The 19,399-nt window shown below is 58.1% G+C and carries 12 protein-coding genes; 5 read left to right on the top strand and 7 right to left on the bottom strand.

Annotated elements, in window-relative coordinates; translation table 11 throughout:
* Window positions 1–36: 36 nt before the first annotated feature.
* Together GVL50_RS22550 and GVL50_RS22545 are read right to left on the bottom strand one after the other, a co-directional pair.
* A complete protein-coding gene (locus tag GVL50_RS22550; protein WP_256671935.1) occupies window positions 37–378 on the bottom strand; it encodes a polysaccharide synthesis protein GtrA in 342 nt (113 codons plus the stop codon).
* A 241-nt stretch (window positions 379–619) separates the two neighbouring features.
* Window positions 620–2,041, bottom strand: coding sequence for an amino acid permease (locus GVL50_RS22545; protein ID WP_053123460.1), 1,422 nt, complete (start codon window positions 2,039–2,041; stop codon window positions 620–622).
* 629 nt (window positions 2,042–2,670) lie between these two features.
* Between GVL50_RS22545 and GVL50_RS22540 the strand changes: the two genes are divergently transcribed.
* The 3 genes from GVL50_RS22540 to GVL50_RS22530 all read left to right on the top strand — a co-directional run bounded on the left by GVL50_RS22540 (window position 2,671) and on the right by GVL50_RS22530 (window position 11,635).
* Window positions 2,671–3,129: a transposase gene (locus GVL50_RS22540; RefSeq protein WP_159815112.1), complete on the top strand. Its 459-nt coding sequence runs from the start codon at window positions 2,671–2,673 to the stop codon at window positions 3,127–3,129.
* Window positions 3,130–3,313: 184 nt separating this feature from the next.
* Entirely contained in the window at window positions 3,314–6,427 is a 3,114-nt protein-coding gene (locus GVL50_RS22535) for a transglycosylase domain-containing protein (protein WP_159815111.1), read from the top strand.
* Window positions 6,428–6,541: 114 nt separating this feature from the next.
* Complete coding sequence (locus GVL50_RS22530; protein ID WP_159815110.1) at window positions 6,542–11,635, top strand: NEL-type E3 ubiquitin ligase domain-containing protein; 5,094 nt, start codon at window positions 6,542–6,544, stop codon at window positions 11,633–11,635.
* Window positions 11,636–11,689: 54 nt separating this feature from the next.
* Here GVL50_RS22530 and GVL50_RS22525 read toward each other — a convergent pair whose 3' ends face one another.
* From GVL50_RS22525 to GVL50_RS22505, 5 genes are all read right to left on the bottom strand, one after another.
* On the bottom strand, window positions 11,690–12,937 hold the full coding sequence (locus GVL50_RS22525; RefSeq protein ID WP_159815109.1) for a hypothetical protein: 1,248 nt from the start codon (window positions 12,935–12,937) through the stop codon (window positions 11,690–11,692).
* Window positions 12,938–12,970: 33 nt separating this feature from the next.
* A complete protein-coding gene (locus GVL50_RS22520; protein WP_159815108.1) occupies window positions 12,971–13,471 on the bottom strand; it encodes a CS1 type fimbrial major subunit in 501 nt (166 codons plus the stop codon).
* Window positions 13,472–13,504: 33 nt separating this feature from the next.
* The gene (locus GVL50_RS22515) at window positions 13,505–14,242 is read right to left on the bottom strand and encodes a molecular chaperone (RefSeq protein WP_159815107.1); all 738 of its coding nucleotides are present in this window, start codon (window positions 14,240–14,242) and stop codon (window positions 13,505–13,507) included.
* A gap of 72 nt (window positions 14,243–14,314) precedes the next feature.
* Window positions 14,315–16,837, bottom strand: a complete 2,523-nt coding sequence (locus GVL50_RS22510; RefSeq protein WP_159815106.1) for a CS1-pili formation C-terminal domain-containing protein — start codon at window positions 16,835–16,837, stop codon at window positions 14,315–14,317.
* Window positions 16,838–16,946: 109 nt separating this feature from the next.
* The gene (locus GVL50_RS22505; protein WP_159815105.1) at window positions 16,947–17,438 is read right to left on the bottom strand and encodes a CS1 type fimbrial major subunit; all 492 of its coding nucleotides are present in this window, start codon (window positions 17,436–17,438) and stop codon (window positions 16,947–16,949) included.
* Between the two features lie 533 nt (window positions 17,439–17,971).
* On the opposite strand from GVL50_RS22505, the gene GVL50_RS22500 reads away from it, so the two are divergent.
* Complete coding sequence (locus GVL50_RS22500) at window positions 17,972–18,547, top strand: PadR family transcriptional regulator (protein ID WP_159815104.1); 576 nt, start codon at window positions 17,972–17,974, stop codon at window positions 18,545–18,547.
* The gene (locus GVL50_RS22495; RefSeq protein WP_159815103.1) at window positions 18,544–19,329 is read left to right on the top strand and encodes a siderophore-interacting protein; all 786 of its coding nucleotides are present in this window, start codon (window positions 18,544–18,546) and stop codon (window positions 19,327–19,329) included. Before GVL50_RS22500 ends, GVL50_RS22495 begins: the two co-directional genes overlap by 4 nt.
* The last annotated feature ends 70 nt before the right edge of the window (window positions 19,330–19,399 follow it).

Here is a 19,399-nt window from a genome sequence, read left to right as displayed (position 1 = left end):
CGTTGAATGCGCCAGTCTTAACCACAGGCTGGCGCCTCAAATTTCATATTCGCGAAACAATACAAAGCGGAAAAAGCAGTACCCGAGCAATAAATTCAGCACGGTAAAGGACGCCACTGTGATCAGCCCGTGCAGCGCGTGAGCATCGCCAATCAAGCCGATGCCCACACTCACGCCAGCCATCACACAGATGAACAGCAGATAGCTGAGCAGTGACGTTCCCGTCTCGAAGGTGTAAAGCATGTTCACGTAAAGCGTGAACGCCGCCGCCACGCAAAACGCAGCGAAGTTACTGGCCGCCTGGGACAAGCCACCGGCACTGCACGTGACGAAAAATACCTGCCAGTGGATCAACGCATCGGCCAGGCCGATGACCATCAATGCAGAGAGTCCTTTCATAACCGCTCCTCGCCACCCAGGATTGGACAGAGGCTCACGCTAAGCCCGCTCCCCTCTTTGGTCTACTGTCAGAAATTACAGTTAGAGGATCCTTTCCGACGAGCGGTGCGGCGCTCGTTTATAGAACGCAAAAGATCGCAGCCTCCGGCAGCTCCTACAGGAAACACGTTCCAAGGTAGGAGCTGCCGAAGGCTGCGATCTTTTGTTTAGAGGCTATGAATCAGGAAGCCGAACGCGCCGCACCTTGTGTGACTTGCGTCGGTTGCAGCTTGAACACGTAGAACAACACGGTCAGCAGCACCAGGAACGCAGGCCCTACATACAGCGCCACGCGGGTGTCCGGGAAGTACGCCATCAGGCCGACCACCAGCACCAGAAACGCCAGGGCAAAATACGAGCTGACCGGGTACAGCCACATCTTGTACTTGAGGCCGGCACGTTCGCTGGCGCTCAGGCCTTTGCGGAATTTCAGTTGCGCCAGCAGGATCATCACCCAGGTCCAGATCGCGCCGAAGGTCGCAATCGAGGTCACCCAGACGAAGACTTTTTCCGGCACCAGATAGTTGAGCATTACGCCCAGGAGCAACACCGCAATCGACAGCAGCAATGCACGACGCGGCACACCGTTGTTCGACGTCTTGGCGAAACCGGCCGGGGCCTGACCGTTCTGCGCCAGGCTGTAGAGCATGCGTCCGGTGCTGAAGATGCCGCCGTTGCACGACGACAGCGCCGCGGTGATCACCACGAAGTTAATGATGCCGGCAGCGGTTTTGATGCCCAGACGTTCAAACGTCATCACAAACGGGCTGCCCTGGGTGCCGATTTCATTCCACGGGTAGATCGACAGAATCACGAACAACGCGCCCACATAGAACAACAGAATCCGCCAGAACACCGAGCCGATCGCGTCGGGAATGGTCTTCTGCGGGTTCTTCGCTTCACCGGCAGTCAGGCCGATCATCTCGACACCGAGGTAGGCGAACATGACCATTTGCAGGGACATCAACACGCCGGTCACGCCGTTAGGCATGAAGCCGCCGTGGGCCCACAGATTGGAAATGCCCAGCGCCACGCCGTCATTGCCGAAACCGAAAGCGATGATGCCGACGCCGCCGATGACCATGGCAATGATGGTGACGATCTTGATCAGCGCGAACCAGAATTCGAATTCACCGAAGGCTTTAACCGCGATCAGGTTGATCGAGCCCATGCTGATCAACGCCGCGAGGGCCCAGATCCAGCGCGGCACATCGGGGAACCAGATGCCCATGTACACGGCCACCGCGGTGATCTCCGCGACGCAGGTCACCAACCACAGGAACCAGTAATTCCAGCCAGTAAGGAAGCCGGCCAATGGGCCGAGGTAGTCTTGCGCATAGCGGCTGAACGAGCCGGCGACCGGGTTGTGTACGGCCATTTCGCCGAGGGCACGCATGATCACCAGGATCGCCAGGCCGCCAAGAATGTAGGAAATCATGATCGCCGGGCCGGCCATTTCGATGGCCTTGGCCGAACCTAAAAACAGACCGACGCCGATACAGGCACCGAGCGCCATCAGGCGAATGTGCCGTTCGCCGAGTTCGCGTTTGAGCGGACCGCCCTGAGCGGTTTCGCCGTGAGGCAGGTGATTGCCGACTGGCATGGGGTACAACCTCGTCTTGTTATTGGATATGACCACCGAGTGTCGCAACGTCGGCCGGTAAGCCTTGGCTGCCGTGAAACCGCGTCGGCCTCGTGGGCAAACGCGTCTTGTAGGACAAAACCTGCAAGATCAGCGGGGCGTGCAGTATAAAAAGCCTTGGGCAGGGCTTTTCACTCTATAAACCACAACATTCAGCGACAACTCTCGGCAAAAGCCCGGTTTGCGGAGAGGCATTCCCTGCTACACGTAGGAATATTCGCCGCCGAAAAAGGCGCCGAGTATTGCACAGCATTGGTGCATCGTCATGCCCCTGCCTAGGTGCAATTGCTCTTGCGAAGGCTCTAGCGCAGAACTGCTGGAGGGCTCCGCTCTACTTGTGGCGAGGGAGCTTGCTCCCGCTCGGCTGCGCAGCAGTCGTAAAACCTGCCACCCCGATCATTCAGGCAATCCGGGATTACTGCGTTTGGGCCTGCTGCGCAGTCCAGCGGGAGCAAGCTCCCTCGCCACAGGGTTTGCTGTGTTCAGGTGTTGCTGCGTGAAATGGGGAAACGTCCGACAGCCTTCCCAGCTTCATGTAGGAAGGTGAGCAACTAGCTTGAAAGGAGATCAATCAAACAGGACGCAATGGAATGCGCAAACAGTTGAACTCGCATCGACTCCGCCACGGGCGTTGCTCTGAATCGGGGCGTGCTTACCTGATTACCGCAGTGGTACATGGACGGGCAAAGATCTTCAGTGATTGGCAGATCGGACGCCTATTGGTAAGGGAGCTTCAGCAAACTCATGAGAAAGGCTGGGTCAACTCGATCGCCTGGGTAGTGATGCCGGATCATATTCATTGGCTGGTTCAACTCGAAGGCTGCGGTATGGAACAGCTGATGCAAGTCATCAAATCCCGCAGCACGCTCACCATAAATCGCAAATTGAACCGGCAAGGCGCATTCTGGCAAACCGGCTATCACGACCGCGCTATCCGCGATGGTGAGGATTTGCGTCCCTTCGCCCGCTACATTGTCGCCAATCCTTTGCGGGCCGGTTTGGTAAAGAAAATCGGTGACTACCCTCTCTGGGATGCCTGCTGGCTATGACTTGCACTACACCACAGATAATTTGTCAGACCATTGAACAGGCTCTAGCAACAAGATCCGCAATGTTTCCAGATTTGTTCAGCACTTTCCCCCACCCCAACCCGTCACAATTTTTTCACCACTGCCAACCACCGTCTAAGCTTCAAACAAGTCCGATCAATCTGCGTGAATGGATCAATCGACTATGGGCGCTTTGTGGCAAACCGATTCGAGTAAATCTGTGGTTCCGACTGAGAGTGTGGATCAAGCGCCTGTCCCCGAAAAACCACGCCGTCCCCGGCATGGCTGGAAGGCTTTCTGGTTATTACTGCTGATTATTGCAATCGTGGTGGGAATGGCTGCGGCCAAGGAAATGCGCACATCGCGTTTCCAGTCGAGTGAGTTGAGCAAACTCGCCGCCTCGCTGACCTACAAACTGGAACCGGGCCCCAGTGAAGCGATTCACTACCCCGGCAACGGCCCTTTCGATTTGCGCCTGGGTTACAGCGCCCTCGATGAATTCCTGCCGCGTCTGCTCAAGCGCAATTACGTGATCACCGAGCAGACCCGCTTCTCCCCCGCCCTGCTCAGCTACACCGGCAAGGGCCTGTTCGTGCCCTATTCGGAAAAGATTCAGGCCGGCCTGACCATCACCGATTGCCGCGCTGCGCCGCTGTACAAATACAACTATCCGCAGCAGCTCTACTCGAACTTCGCGGCGATCCCGCCGGTGGTGGTCAGCAGTCTGTTGTTTATTGAAAACCGCTTTCTGCTCGACCCTAAACAACCCCGTGCCAACCCGGCGGTGGACTGGCCGCGCTTCGGCATGGCGGCGTGGTCGCAAGTGGCGAAGTTGCTGCACCTGCCCGGCCAGTCAGCCGGCGGCAGCACCCTGGCCACACAATTGGAAAAATATCGGCACTCGCCGGATGGGCTGACCGTGTCGGGCGCAGAGAAGATCCGTCAGATGATTTCCGCCAGCGTGCGCGCTTATCAGGACGGCCCGGACACCTTGGGCTCGCGGCAGAACATCGTCCGCGATTACCTCAACAGTGTGCCGCTGTCGGCAGTCCCGGGGCACGGTGAAGTGCACGGCATGGCCGAAGGCTTGCGCGTCTGGTACGGCAGCGATTTCAACAAAGCCAACGAACAACTCAACAGCCCGGCCACCGACCCGAAAACCATGGCAGACAAAGGTCTGGCCCTGCGTGAAATGCTCTCGCTGATGATCGCCCAACGCCGTCCTTCGCACTACTTGACCAAGGGCCGCGAAGAACTCGCCGACCTCACCGACAGCCACCTGCGTCTGCTGAAACAGAACGGCGTGATCGACAGCGCACTGGCCGATGCCGCACTCGCCAGCAAGGTCACCTATCGCGACTGGCAGACCCAGCCGACCATTCAGCCAATCGAAACCAACAAAGGTATCAGCGTCGCCCGCAGTCGCTTGGCAAGCATGCTCAACCGTCCGCTGTACGACCTCGATCGTCTCGACCTCTCGGCCACCAGCACCCTGCAAGGCGACCTGCAAATGCAGGCCACCGAGTACCTGAAAAAACTCGCCGACCCGGCCTTCGCCGCCGAAATCGGCCTGATGGGCGAACGTCTGCTGACGCCCACCAGCACCACCCAGGTTCGCTATAGCTTCACCCTGTTCGAGCTGACTCCAGACGGCTCGCGCGTGCGCATCCAGACCGACAGCACCGATCAGCCCTTCGACATCAATGAAGGCAGCAAACTCGAACTCGGCTCCACGGCGAAAATGCGCGTGCTGACCACTTACCTGCAAATCATCTCCGAGCTGCACGACAAATACGCGGGCATGTCTGTACCGGAATTGAAGAAAGTCGACGTGCCGGATCAGGATCGCCTGAGCCGCTGGGTCATCGATTACCTCGTGCAAAACAAGGATCGCGACCTGTCGAAAATGCTCGGCGCCGCGCTCGATCGCAAATACTCGGCGAGCCCCGGGGAGGCGTTTTTTACCGGTGGCGGTCTGCATGTGTTCCATAACTTTCGCAAGGAAGACAATGGCCGCCTGCCGACCCTGCGCGATGCATTGCGCGAGTCGATCAACCTGCCATTCATTCGCCTGATGCGCGATGTGGTGCGCTACGTCACCTACTCCGGCCCGAACAGCAGCGCCGAATTGCTCAAGGACGACCGCGACCCTCGGCGTCAGGAATACCTGGCCAATTTCGCCGACCGCGAAGGCACCGCGTTCCAGCTCAAGTTCTGGAAAAAGTACAAAAACAAGGACACCCAGGCGCGCCTCGAAACCTTCCTCGACAGCATGCGCCCGACTCCGATCCGCATGGCCGCCGTGCACCGTTATCTATTGCCGGACGCCAGTCAGGAAGACTTCAACACTTTCGTGCGCGCGCACCTCAAAGGCGCCAAGCTCAACGAAAAACTCACCGACGATCGCTTGATTCGCCTCTACGATTCCTACGGCCCGGGCAGCTATGATTTGCCCGATCAGGGCTTCATCGCCAAGGTGCACCCGCTGGATCTGTGGATGATGGGTTACCTGCTGCACAACCCGGACGCGACTTTCAGCCAGATCGTCAAAGCCAGCCAGTTCGAGCGTCAGGAAGTCTACAGCTGGCTGTTTAAGAGCAAACACAAAGGCGCGCGCGACAGCCGCATTCGCACCATGCTCGAAATCGAAGCGTTCCTTGAAATTCACCAGCGCTGGCAGAAAGTCGGCTACCCGTTCGACCACTTGGTGCCGTCGCTGGCGACCGCGATCGGCAGTTCCGGCGACCGTCCTGCGGCGCTGGCCGAGTTGATCGGCACCATCCTCAACGACGGCGTGCGCATGCCGACTTTGCGCATCGACAGCCTGCATTTCGCCGCCGGCACGCCGTACGAAACCCTCGTGACCAACGACCCTCACGTCGGTAAACGAGTGATGCCATCCGAAGTCGCCACGGCCATGCGCGAGGCGCTCTCGCAAGTGGTCGACTCCGGCACCGCCAAACGGGTTTCCGGCAGTTTCAAAACCGCCGACGGTACGCCGTTGGTCATGGGCGGCAAGACCGGCACCGGTGATAACCGCATCGAAGCCATCGGCTCGGGTGGGCGGATTCTCAGCTCGAAATCGATCAACCGCACCGCGACCTTCGTATTCTACATCGGCGACCATCATTTCGGCACGCTGACGGCGTTTGTGCCGGGGCGTTCGGCGGAGAATTTCAAGTTCACCTCGGCACTGCCCGTGCAGGTGCTCAAAGGCATGGCGCCGATTCTGTCGCCGTATCTGCAGCCTGACTCCCACACCCGCTGCGAGGTGCCTGTCGTCGCCCAGCGCAATTGAAATATTCGGTAAATCCCGCAAACACTGCGATACACAAACGATAACTATGTATCGCATGCCCCCCTGAGCAGCCGCGCAAACTGACATCCTTTCTACGCCAAAAGGATTTTGCGCATGTCTGATTCCCGTGCTCGGGGTATTCACTTCGAGACCTTGAAAAAGGCCATTCCCCACGTGCTGATCAAGGCCTCGGCAAAACGCCGGGCCGAACTGCGCGAGATCCGGCCGATACTGCCGGTCTGGTTCGCCAAGGCTTCCGCCGATAAGCAAACCCTGCTCAAGCCCGCCATCGAAGCCTTGCACCTGCGACAAAACGAACGGGACGCCCTGTTCGACAAAATCCAGAGCATCGAAACATTTGCCAAAAAACTGCTTGAACCGGAGCTGCACAAACTCGACCCGGGGCTGGATGCCGACGACACCTGGTTACGCCTGTACGCGCCGAAAAGCCTCGGCATTTTCGGCCTCAAAAGCGAGGCGTTGACGGTCAAGACCTTTTCACTGTTGCAAGCAGCTTTGCATAACTTTGAATACGACGAGACCCGGCCGGGCTTCTACGAGCCGAACTCCTGTTTCATCACTCGACCGGACACCAACGGTCATTTCGAACAGATCAATACGCCGGTGAGTGTCGACGTGTTCGCCCGTCTGTGCCGGCGTCTGAATATCGGCGAGCAATACCAGCGCTACCTGAAGGATTTTCTGCGCCCGCCCGGCAACCGTCTCGTCGAAAACCTGCTGCGGCAGATCAACGGCGCTTACTACAAACAATCCCTGCAGACCGCAGCCTCTCTGGCGCTGATCAAAAAGGACATCGGTCAGGCCGAATACAATCAGTTGATGAAAGTCGTCAAGGGTGACAGCGTCGTCATGGACGGCAAAAAACAACTGCGCTTTTGCGGCTTGAGCATCATGGGATTGCGCCTGACCGATTGCGTGTTGTTCATTCCGTGCGAGTTACATCGCTACAGCACCGGGTCGATAATCGCCTGGATCCCCGGTGACCCCGAACATCCGGTCAAACGCTACGCCAGCTTCGAGGCGTTCCAACAGGAACTGACCCGCCAACTGACCGCCCGCGCCAGCAACATCAGCACCGATGCCGGCTCGCCAACGTCGTATCAACTGTTCTTTAGCCGCTTCGTTGCGCAGAAGGACAGGCCGTATTACTTCAGACGCTTTAACGAGACCGTCAGCGATGGCCCGCCACGGACTTTTGTCGAGAAATGGCGCCATCACGAGCTGGTGCAACTGGGCGAACGACTGGTGCTGCACGTAGACATTCCGCCACCGCGCGAATTCGGAGTTCGTCAGGATCCGCTGGAGTCGCCGAACTTCCACATCAGCGACTGCACCTTTACGGGCAAAGGCCCTTGGGAGGACTTCGAACTGTGGCCGGTGTTGCATGAAACCGCCCTCGATCAAATGATCAGCGACGCCAGAGTCCTTGCTGTACCCAACGCCGACGAGGACGCGAAAGCGCGCTCCGAACGCTGGGCCAATTATCTGAATATCGGCTTTATCGCCCTCGGCGCCTTTGCCCTGGTGGTACCCGGGCTGGGCGAATTGATGCTGGTTGTCACGGCCGGGCAGTTGCTCTACGAAACACTCGAAGGTGCGGTGGAGTGGAGTGAGGGTGATCGGCAAGCCGCGTGGATGCATTTCAGCGACGTCATTGAAAATCTCGCGATGGGCGTTGCGCTCGCACCGGTTTTCCACTTCACCGTTTCACCGTTTATTGAGAGTCTGAAAGCGGTTCGGCTGCCAAACGGTAAGACCAGGCTGTGGAAACCGGATCTTGAGCCTTATCGATATAAAGGTGCCGTGCCGCAGGATTTGCCGCATAACGGCCAAGGCTTGTATCAACACAACGGCAAAAACCTGCTGCGCCTGGACGAACATCATTACGAATTGTCCCGACAAGCGACGACCGGTGCGCTGACTGTGCGTCATCCCACGCGGCCGGACGGCTTTGAAGTATCAGTCAGAGATAACGGTGCCGGTAGTTATGTACTCGACGGCGAAGAACCAAGGCACTGGGATGACGCGACTCTGATGCGCCGAATCGGGCACACGGTTCAATCCTTCAGTGACCCGCAAGAGCTGGAACTGATCCGGCAAACCAGCGGCACCTCGCCTGGCGTTTTGCGTCGCATGTATCGCGACAATGCAGGACTGCCGCCCCTGCTCGCGGACACCGTGCAACGCTTCAAAATCGAACGCGATGTGCGCGGATTTGTTGAACAGGTCACCAGTACCGATCCGTCGCTGCAGGCCTTGGCACGTCGCGACCCGGCCAGTCAGTTGCAGATCATCGAAGCGCAAGGGCTATGGCCCGCCGGTGTGCCATTGCGGGTCAACGACAGTCGTGGCCTCACGCTGTGGGAATCGTCAGCGGCGAAAACCGTTCAAGGAAGAAAACTGGTCGTTCAGTTGAGCGACCAGCAAATCGCCAACGGTGAAGGATTGAGCATTGTCATGGACACGCTGAACCACCACGGCGCGCCGGTGGCGGTCGACAGTGAAGCAATCTTGCAAGCACGCATCGCCCGCGCTGCCAGATCTTCACGCAAGGCACTGTTCGATCAGCGTTACCAGCATGAGCGAAGCCCCGCCAGCCCGGCCAGACAACAACTCGAACAGTCATTTTCGCAACTGCCGGCGACAGTGGCCGAGACCTTGCTCGGCCATGCAACTCCCGCTGAGCTGGACTTGATGGATCAACATCAACACCTGCCGTTGCGCCTGAAACACCTCGCCCGTGAACTGCAATTTGAAACCGCTACCCGCCATGCCTGGCAAGGCTTTCATCACGATTGGCTGGCAACCGCCGACACCGAACGTCTGGCGCTCAACGCTCTGCGCCTCCACAGCGATGCGATGGCTGAACTGCGTATCGAGGTTCGCCAACAGTCGCCGCAGGGCACATTGATTTGCAGCGTGGGTGCCGAGGACGCGGCCACTGTTCGCACATTGGTCAAAGATCACGACTTCAAATACCTGGCCCATGACGTCCAGGGTCAGCCCCTGCAGGAACAAGCGGGCGACCTGTTTCAAGCGATCCTGACTGCATTGCCCGCTCGACAGCGCCAGGCATTGGGTTATCGACTCGATGACGCCGCCGGTTTCAAACAGTGGATCATGGCCAAAACCGAAGCGGCCAGCGTACGCCGCAGCCTTTTGGCCGCGCCACCGATCAGCACCGTCACGCCTACCGAAACCATCACCTTGCTGGGCGGCCCTGGCTATTCGCGGGTCGGAGAGTCTGTGGAGCAACGCATCCAGGATATTTATCCACACCTCAACGAAAACGAAGTGCAGGGGTTTTCCCGAGCCCTGAGCGCCGAGGGTGACGCAGAGTCAGGTATCCGTCGCATCGAAAATGATCTCGACACATTGCGCATCATCCTCGACACGTGGCGCTTCGAGGAGGTCATCAACTGGAACGCGGGCAATGGCGGTACGCACAATCTGGCATTCACGCTGGATGGAGGCCTGCACCTCACTGAACGGTTGATGGCTTGCTTCGAACGAAAATCCGTGGTGTTCGGCGAACGCAGCATCGCTCCGCAAGCCGGTTATACGCTGGATCTTTCATCGGAGTTGCGTCGCTACAACCTCGAACACTGGTGGAAAAAGCTACCCGACATCAAATCCTATCTCGATCAGGTCACCACCCTTTCAGTCGACAACGTGCCACTCTCTGAAGGGGCTGCGGGGCTGCTCAAAGACTTTCCTCACTTACGCCAGTTGAGCGCGCGAACCTGCGACCTGAAACGCCTGCCGGCCACCATTGGCAAAATGCGCCAGCTGGAAACCCTGCGCCTGTCGGGCAACCGGATCGAGTTGACGCCTGAAACCGTCGAACAATTGAAAAACTTCACACGCCTGCAAACCTTGCGTCTGGATGAAAATCCGCTGGGCCTGTCCCCCGATGTGAGTCGAATGCCACGCCTGAGCGTTTTGTCGCTGAACGATACCGGCCTGACGGCCTGGCCCGAAGGTCTGTTCAAAAAGCAACGGCCCAAGCAGTTTTTCCTCGACATGCTGGGCAATCCAATTAATGAAATTCCGCGGGTGGTGCCGGGCTCCAACAACGCCTTTATCGTCGCTCGAACTCGCCTGATGGCCAACGAGTTGTCCGAGGTCAATCGCGTCCGTTACGAGCATTACCGAACCTCGGTAGGGCTGATTCCCGAGCATGTTGCGTCAGCCGCGACCACCGACATGCTCGGGCGCTGGCCTCTAAAGACCGACGCGCTGTTCACACGCATACCCGGTCTGGGCATTTACCGCCCGGAGGCCTGGCCCGATCTGGCTTCGGAACCCAATTCCAGGGGTTTCTTCAAAATCATCAATGACCTGACCCAGTCCGCCGACTATCGTGCCGGTGGCTCGGCACTGGAACAGTTGAGCGACCGCGTCTGGCGAATGATCCACGCCATCGACATTGATAAAACCCTGCGTCAGGAGCTGTTCGAAATGGCCATCGCCCCCGTCAACTGCCGGGACGCCGGGGCGCAGGTGTTCAATCAGATGGGGATCAAGGTGATGGCAGCCGAGGCCCGGCTGTCGTCGACGTCCAGAGAAATACTTGAACGAAAACTGGTGGTATTGGCCCGGGGTGCAGCACGTCTGGAGCATGTCGATGATGTCGCCCAAGCGGACATTCAAAGCCGTGGCGGCAATCCTGATGTCGTTGAGGTCTATCTGGCCTATCAGACGGGGCTGGCCCAGCGCCTGGATTTGCCGTGGCAATCGCAGAACATGCTGTTTCGGATTACGGCGGGCGTCGATCAGGCGAAAATCGACCTGGCCTTCGAAACGGTGACCGCGATGGAAGCTGGCGACGGTTTGGTCAACCGCATGCTCGAACAACCGTTCTGGAGCGACTATCTACGTGAGGCCTACCCCGACCAGTACTACGCCAATAAAGTCCGCTTCGAGGAAAAAGCCTCGGAACTGGACGACTTGCGCACCGTGCAGGCGCAGTGGGCCAGCTCAATGGATCCCTATCCGGAAAAAGCCGCGTTACGCGACAGACTCAAGGATCTGGCGCGAAGGGTTGGCGTGCCCAAGGAACAAGTGCTGACCGGCCAGCCAATGCCCGATGCCTTGTACGATCGCCTGATTACCGATCTGGGCGATCAGGAGCAACAACTTGCCCGTCAGCAGACGCGCGATGCGCTGGAAAAAGCCGTGCTCTGAACCTGCGGGAACCGGTTGGCGGGCAGCCCTCCCATTGCCAACCGGCTCGCTTGATCAGCCGACCTCGGAATCCCAGATCACCGTGACGGTGCCCTTGTAAATCGAAGCTCCGCTGGACAACATGCGCTCGACATCAGCCTGTTCAACACCGAAGTGCAGCACCCCGGGTTTGCGATCAATGTAGATACCGGGCTCGAATAACTCGGTGCCCACGCCGCTCACTCGCAAAGGTTGCCGAATCACAGGACGGTTGCCTGCGGAGGTCAGGCCTGAGGGCAACGTCACAGCGACTTGCAGCGGCACCGCGTGGCCATCCGGCTCATGCAGTGCGCAGGTATCGCCCAGCGTGTACTGACACTGCATTTGCATTTTGAATTGCGAGCTGGTCCACAGATTAAAGGTCTGATCGCGGAACAATCGTGTCGGTTTGCGCCCCTGATTGAGCCAGGCCTGCCAGCCACCTTCAGGTGTCAATTCAACTTTGTTGCCACCCGGGGGAATTTCTACCTTGAGCATATGCTCCACCGTCAGGGTGAAGTTCAACTGCAGCAGATTGTCATTGGGAATCATCAGATCGCCCATATCGAAATCCTTGCCCGGCCCCACCGTGTAATCGATGCTGCCAAGATATCGACCGGACTTCATGGCCAGCGGGTTAGGCGTACGCAGTTGGTAGCCGTAAACGAAGTAGCGAAAATAAAACGCAGGGATCAGAAACCGCGCCTGTTTGGCGCACACTCCGGCGTTCACCGGAACCTTCCAGAAACTGTTGTAGCCGTACGGTCCCGCTGTCGCACTGCCCACACCCAAACACGGAGCCGGTGCTTCCCGCCAAGACCCGCCCGTCCACAAAATGCTCCATGCCAGCGAAAAGTCGTCACCCGCCTGCTTCTCCACAATGTCAGTGACAGGTTCGAACAGGCCTGCCTCATGCCCAATGCCGGCAATGCGTACTTCAAGCACGTCCGTATCCCCGGACTCGTGGGTGACCACGATCCGCTGCCAATGGGAAGGTACCTTGGCCATCCCTCCCTGACGTGGATCAGTGTGAAAAGCCCGGATGGGATCTTTGGCATTAAAAACAATGGGCGCGACCAAACTGAACAGACCCTCGGGTTTGCACTGATTGGGCAACTGAAGACAAAAACCCTCTGAAGGCGTCTGGTTGATGAATTCGTTGCTTTGCGGATTGGCCGAGTCAGGCCGAAACAACGCTTCAATTTCTTTGACGGCCGCGGATGCCGGCAACGTCGCGAGACCCGCCATCAGCATGACGGTCAAACTTCGATATAGATTGATCATGATCCTTCACCCTTCATTCCCGGTAACCGGTCATCAAGCACCCGGCAACATCGCGTTGAACATCATGTTGACGTTGCCGAAGTATTTACCCGGTTTGTAGACGCCATCTCCGGGGGGCTGTGGAGTGATTTCCAGCAACACCCGGCGACCCTGCCAACCGTCCGCCGCAGACACCACTTCAACCGCCTCGCCCACTTTCAGTTCTCTGCCGTTGAACACGACCTGCAATTCGATCTCGTGGCCGGACTCGCCGCTGGACAGATACGCCAGACCGTCCAGACGTGCCTCGATCGCGCCCCCCTCGTTCTTCACATCAAAATCCTTGCGCAACCCACCGAGCGTCGAATTGAGCAAACTCCACGGTAACCGCTGCTCCCGGCTGATCCATCCGGGATCGGCCGGCAGCACATGAAACCTGGAAGTGGGGATGCTCACCGATACGTCAAACTCATACGCTTCGCGGGCTGCATGGGCGCAAGTGCAAATCAGCCACAAGCCCGTCAGCGTCACCAGCGCAATCTTTCGCCTGTTCATGATTGATCCTCTGCCATTCGATTGGCCTTGTACCTAACCCTTCACTTCCACTTTCTTTTTCGCCGCGCCTTCGATCACGGTGAAGCGGTAATGGCGCCCCGCCTGTTTGTCGAATCGAAACGTACGACCGGCGAGAATGTGGTGTTTGGTGGTCGGCTGGCAGTCCTGTTCATTGCCCACGACACAGTCCTTGAACTCGTCGATGACCACCACGCTGTTGCCGTTATTGCGGATTTGATATTGGCCGTTGCCGTCATCGATGACGCTGTCGAACCGGGTGTTTTTCGGCCGCACGAAAAACACCGTGCCGTAACCGGCCAGCACCGTAACGCCAGCGGCAAAGTCTTTTTTGTAGTCGGCCTGCTCTTCATCCGTGAGCGCAAATTCGTCGGCGGCTTCAGGCACCACCGGCACAAAACGCACGCGAAAATAACGCTCCTGATCGCGCGCTCCCATGTACAACAGGCGCGTGCCTTGAGTGCCATTGGCCGGCACGATCAACCGTGCCGGGCTGGCCATCAGGCCGTCGCGCGCCGTGGTACCGGCCTGGGATTGCAGAGGAATTTCCCGGGCAGTGCCCTGCTCATCGAAGATCATTTCGAGAATATTGATCTTGATAAACGCAGTGCTGTCGCCGCCATTGAAGATGCGTTTCAGATAGGTGCTTTTGTCAGCGTCCAGATAGTCGTAGACCACGCCGACATTGATCTGCGGAGCGGCAAAAGCGAGGGGTGCACACAAGAAAAAACCAATTGCCAACAAACGTTTCATGTTCGATTTGCCTCTTTATTTTCAACACAGCCGCAACGGGCTGTCACAGCGAGTGACGGGTTTAAGGTCTGATCAACCTGCGGTTTCAAGAGCAATAGCGTTGTCCGCCAACGTATCCGGCGTGCAGCGCAAATCACCAATCATCAGCACGTTGTTTTCCACCCGGGCGGCATCGGTGTTCAAACGGAACCGGCAGAGCAATTGATCGCCCTGACGCACTTCCAGGGTCGGCGCTCCGGCGTTCATTTCCATCGAGAAGAATCCGTCGACTTCACTCACGCCACGGCTGGCGTGGTTGATGATGTGGTGGCCCTTGAGCGGCTGGCCTTTGGGGTCGATCAAGCGGCCAAGCACGGTCAGGGTTTTCATCACGCGGATTTTTCGATAGTCCACGCCGCCCTTGTTCAAGTGGTAACTCGTGCGTGCCGGTTGGATCGCCGCAGCCGGGACGTCGTTGCCTTCGAAATCGAAGCTCACCGTGCCGTTTTTGTAAGCGGTGATCGGGATGAAGTTGCGCCCCGGCCGCAGGTTGGCGCTGCCACCGCTCAAGTCATCGGCGCGCAGGGCGATGTCGTCCAGATCAGACTCGACATCAACGATCATCCCGGCGCCACCTCGATCGTGTTGGCTGGTCATGGCGATGTATTGGCCACTCAGCGCCACGGTGCTGTCGAGGTTCAAACCGCCGGAAAAATTGTTGTTATACGAAGAGCGCTGAATGAAGCCATCGCCGTTGACTGCGTCGCTCTGAAAGCTGCCAGTACCGGAAAGCCCCAGACCGTAGGTGTCGGTGATCGCCGTGGCCGAGACGCTCTGCAACAAGTGATCCTGCAAGTCTTTGCGATAGGTGACGGACGCATTGTTGTCACGCCCGCCATCGCGCGAAGTTCGCGAACCGAGGCTGCCGGAAATCTGCTCGCCCGGTCCGCCCAGCGCCAGGCTGACACTCAGGTCGACCCCGCGATTGCGCGCATCGCCGCTGCTGAAACTGCCCGGGCGGTCGAACACCGAGAAGCGCCAGTTGGCATCGCTGCCAAACAATTCGCCGCGCTGCGTCCAGCCGAGATCGAGACCGACACCTTCGATATTGCCGTCGCTGTGCGAGACCCGTGCGTTGATCGAACTTTTGTTGCTGACCCGATGATTCACCGACAGCGCCGAGTTGCTGGTCTGGCCAATGAACACGTTGCGCTGCCGTACTCGCGTGCCGTCGGGCAGGGTTTCGTAGGTGTTGGTGGTGTCGAGCCAGCTGCGGTTGTGGGTCAGGAAAATACTGCCCGAGCCGTAGCTATACATGCCTTGCAGATCGAGGCCGGTGCCGTGGTCTTCGGTTTGGTAAACATTGCCGAACACACTGGTGTTGTTGGCCAGCGTCCAGTCGATCGATGTGCCGTACTGCAGTTTTTCGCTGATCTGCCGCCCGGAAAATCCGACGATGACCCGTGGATGCAGCAAGTAGTTGAACGCTGCGCCCGCCGTCATGCCGCCGGACGCCTGATCGTCCCAGTTGCTCCACAATTTGCTCTCGCGCCCGGCGAACACGTTGTAGCGCCAGCGCTCGTCATGATTGCGCCAGTTGTTCGGTTTGTAGATCAGCTCGGACGTGGTGGAGGTGATCTGGCCGTCTTCGATCAGGCGCACTTCAACTTCATAGATGCCGCCGGGTAATGGTCGGGTGTCCAGAGTTTGCAGACCGGCGTCGACCGGTTGCGTGTTGATCAACATGCCGTTGCGATAAATCTCCACCGAAGCCTGGCGGTTCGCGGTGACGTAGAGCGGATAAACGCTGGGTTTCGGATTGTCGATCGCGAGGCTGTCGGAGCTGCCGTACATGGCGCCCACTGCCGTGTCCGGGCTGACACCGAACGAACGCGGCTGGCGAGTCAGGCCTTCGGAATCGGGCATGAAATAGCCCAGGCGAACAAAACTGCCCTGCAGCTCTTTCTGGCTGTAGAGCTCTTGCACGGCGTGATACATCTGCTCATCCGAACCGCCCAGACGGGCCATTTGTACGTTCAGGCTTTGTGTCCAATTGCCGAGGCTGCTGCTGGTGACCAAGCCGTAACGACCACCAAGATCCTGATCCTGACCGCCGTTGAGGTTGAGCTGGTTACGCACGATCAACCCGGTGCTGCCGGACTTCGGTTGCAGGTAATAGCGCGGCGCCTGGCTATCGCGCTCAGCATTCTCGGTGACGATCGATACCAGCGAATTTTCCAGGTTGTAGTGCACGGCGAGCATCTGCGCCGGGCAACTGCCCTGACAGTTGCCCAGCAGCACACCCCGACCGAGATAGTCGGCCCAGACATCGCGTTCGATGGCAGTGAAGTTACTGTCGGTGCTCTCGGTAAATTCGAGCAGGGTGATGCGATCATCGCGAGATAAAACAATCATCGCTTCGCCCAAAAACTGTTGGTCCAACTCCACACGCACCGCAAGTGGCACATCAAAGAAGTGCTCTTCGAATTCACTCGGCAACCCTTTTGCCTGCGCCAGCAAGTTACGTGGCGTATGACGGTCATCCGTAGGCGCAGCCAAGGCATTGGCACATAAAAAAAGTGCAAGCGCTGCCGCGATGGGTGTCATCGGAAACATGAACTTAGTTACTCTTTTTGTTTGATCGGCCAAACGCCGACCGAACGCTAATAAATAGCGACCGGCCGGGCGTACCCATTGCCAAAGACTGACAGTGGTCGAAAGCGCTTTATTGCGTAATGCGCGGAATGGCGTCGAACATCACCACCGGAGTGGCGGTGTACAGGCCGGATTGGCCGTCGGCCGGTTTGGCGGCGGTGATCACCAGATCAGCACGCATGCCGCCGTTGGATTCGGTGTCGCCGACAACTTCTTCAGACGCGCCGGTGAGGGTTTTACCGTTGAAGGTGTACGTCAGCGCAATGGTATTGGCACCGTTGAACAGAGGCTGTGGGCCACCCTCAACGTAAGCACCGACCGAGCCCTGGGTGTGCTGGATGTCATAGGTACCGCGCACCGGGGACAAAGTGCCAGCGCCGATGACGTAGCGCATTTCTTCGTTTTTGCCGAAGTTCGGATCGACCGGCTGTGCATGGAACACCTTGCTCGGAATGTCCGCGACGATATTGATGGCGGTGCGCGATTCTTCAGCCGCAAAGGCCACCGAAGCACCCAGTGTCAGCATGGCCAGAGGAGTAGCGATTGCAAGTTGCTTGAGCATGATTAACTTCCTGTCATTTCGTTGTGGGAGTTGGCTGAAGTCCTGCACCTCATTACAGGTCTGAATAACAAAGCCAGCTGGGCTCAGACATGTAAGAAAGTGGACGTTCAACGCCGGGGAATATTCCGCTATTCCCACCACGAAATAAGCAGGGCGTTTCTGACGCACGCGTAGCCCAAGTGCTATTTGACTTGAAAGAAAAACAGCAACTTTCAAGAAAAACACCTGAGCAACTGTAAGACCGGTACTACATCAGGACAAAATGAAAAAGTGGCAGGCTATGCAACTTCTGTAAGAACCAAACTACACGCACAACAAAATAAGGAGGTGATCGATGCTTTAGAGTAATTAACCAAACTAACTGAAAGTTGTATAGGCATTTATTGTTACCGGCGCCGCGAAAAAATCCTGCCCAATTGCCCCTTGCGCCAGCTGCGCGCTCGTGCAGACAGCTCGACCGTTGGTCATTTCAGCTTGATCAGGTAATAAGATATATCTTAAGTTGTATCTAAACACGACGAGAGAAGACTGAAATGAGAGACCATCATTCCCCCCACCGCGAACATGGCGACGGCCGTGACGGCTTCGAAAAACGCCCCGGTCGCGAACGCGGCGGTCGCGGCCCACGGGTGTTCGCCCCCGGCGACTTGAAATTACTGTTGCTGGCACTGATCGCCGAACAGCCGTGCCACGGCTACGACCTGATCCGCCAGATCGAAGGCATGTTCGACGGCGCGTACAGCCCGAGCCCCGGCGTGATCTACCCGACCCTGACCTTCCTCGAAGAAAGCGACCTGATTGCCGGTGACGCCGAGGGCGGCAAAAAACGCTACAGCGTCACCGAGGCCGGTCGTTTGTCTTTAAGCGAACAAGCCGTGGCACTCGATGGCGTGCGCATGCGCATTGATGTGAGCAAACGCTCGCTGCGCGGCCATGACCGCCCTGCCGAAATCCATGAAGCCGTGCACAACTTGCGCCATGCCCTGCAAATGCACCACGGCCGCTGGAGCCCGGAAGAAATCCTGCGCGTGCGCGATCTGCTCAATAACACCGCCAAAGCCATCGTCGACGGCCCTGCCGTTCAACCTGCCTCGGAGAAAGCCGAATGACTGCAGTCGATACCCAAACCATTCACCGCGTGATGCACGAAATCAAACGCCGCAAGCTTGAAGTGTTGCGCGTGGTTGACCTGACGCCGCGCATGCGCCGCATCACCCTCGGCGGGCCTGAGCTGGCCGGGTTTATCAGCCTGGGCACGGACGATCACGTCAAACTGCTGTTCCCGCAGAACGCCGAGCAGGCCGCCGCGCTGGAAACCATGGTGCTCGGCGCCGGCAAGGACGATGGGCCGAAGCCAGAGATGCGCGACTACACGCCGCGTCGTTACGACCTGGATGCGCTGGAGCTGGACATCGATTTTGTGCTGCACGGTGACGGCCCTGCGTCGACCTGGGCTGAGCAAGCTGCACCGGGACAATTCCTGCACATCGGTGGGCCGCGTGGCTCGATGATCGTGCCGGACATCTTCGACAGCTATTTGCTGATCGGCGACGAAACCGCCCTGCCCGCCATCGCCCGCCGCCTCGAGGGTTTGGCGGCGAATCGTAAAGCGCTGGTGGTGATCGAAGTGGAAAACGGTGCAGAACAGCAAGTGCTGGAGAGCGCGGCGCAGGTCAATGTGATCTGGGTGTTGCGTGAGGGCGGCCAGGATAACCTGCTGACCACCGTGAAGCAGTTGCAGGTGCCGAAGGGCAATCTGTATGCGTGGGTGGCGACAGAGACCAAGGTGTCACGGCAGATTCGCCGGGTGCTGATCGATGAGCACGGGCTGGATGAACAACTGATCAAAGCCGTCGGCTACTGGCGCGCCGAAGGTTCCGAAGAAGAGTGATATCCCCTGTGGGAGCGGGCTTGCTCGCGAATGCGGTGGGTCAGGTTGAAAAATGTTAACTGACCCACCG

It is taken from the genome of Pseudomonas sp. 18058, assembly GCF_902706155.1.
Classification (GTDB): domain Bacteria; phylum Pseudomonadota; class Gammaproteobacteria; order Pseudomonadales; family Pseudomonadaceae; genus Aquipseudomonas; species Aquipseudomonas rustica.
This window is presented reverse-complemented; position numbering and strand designations above follow the sequence as displayed.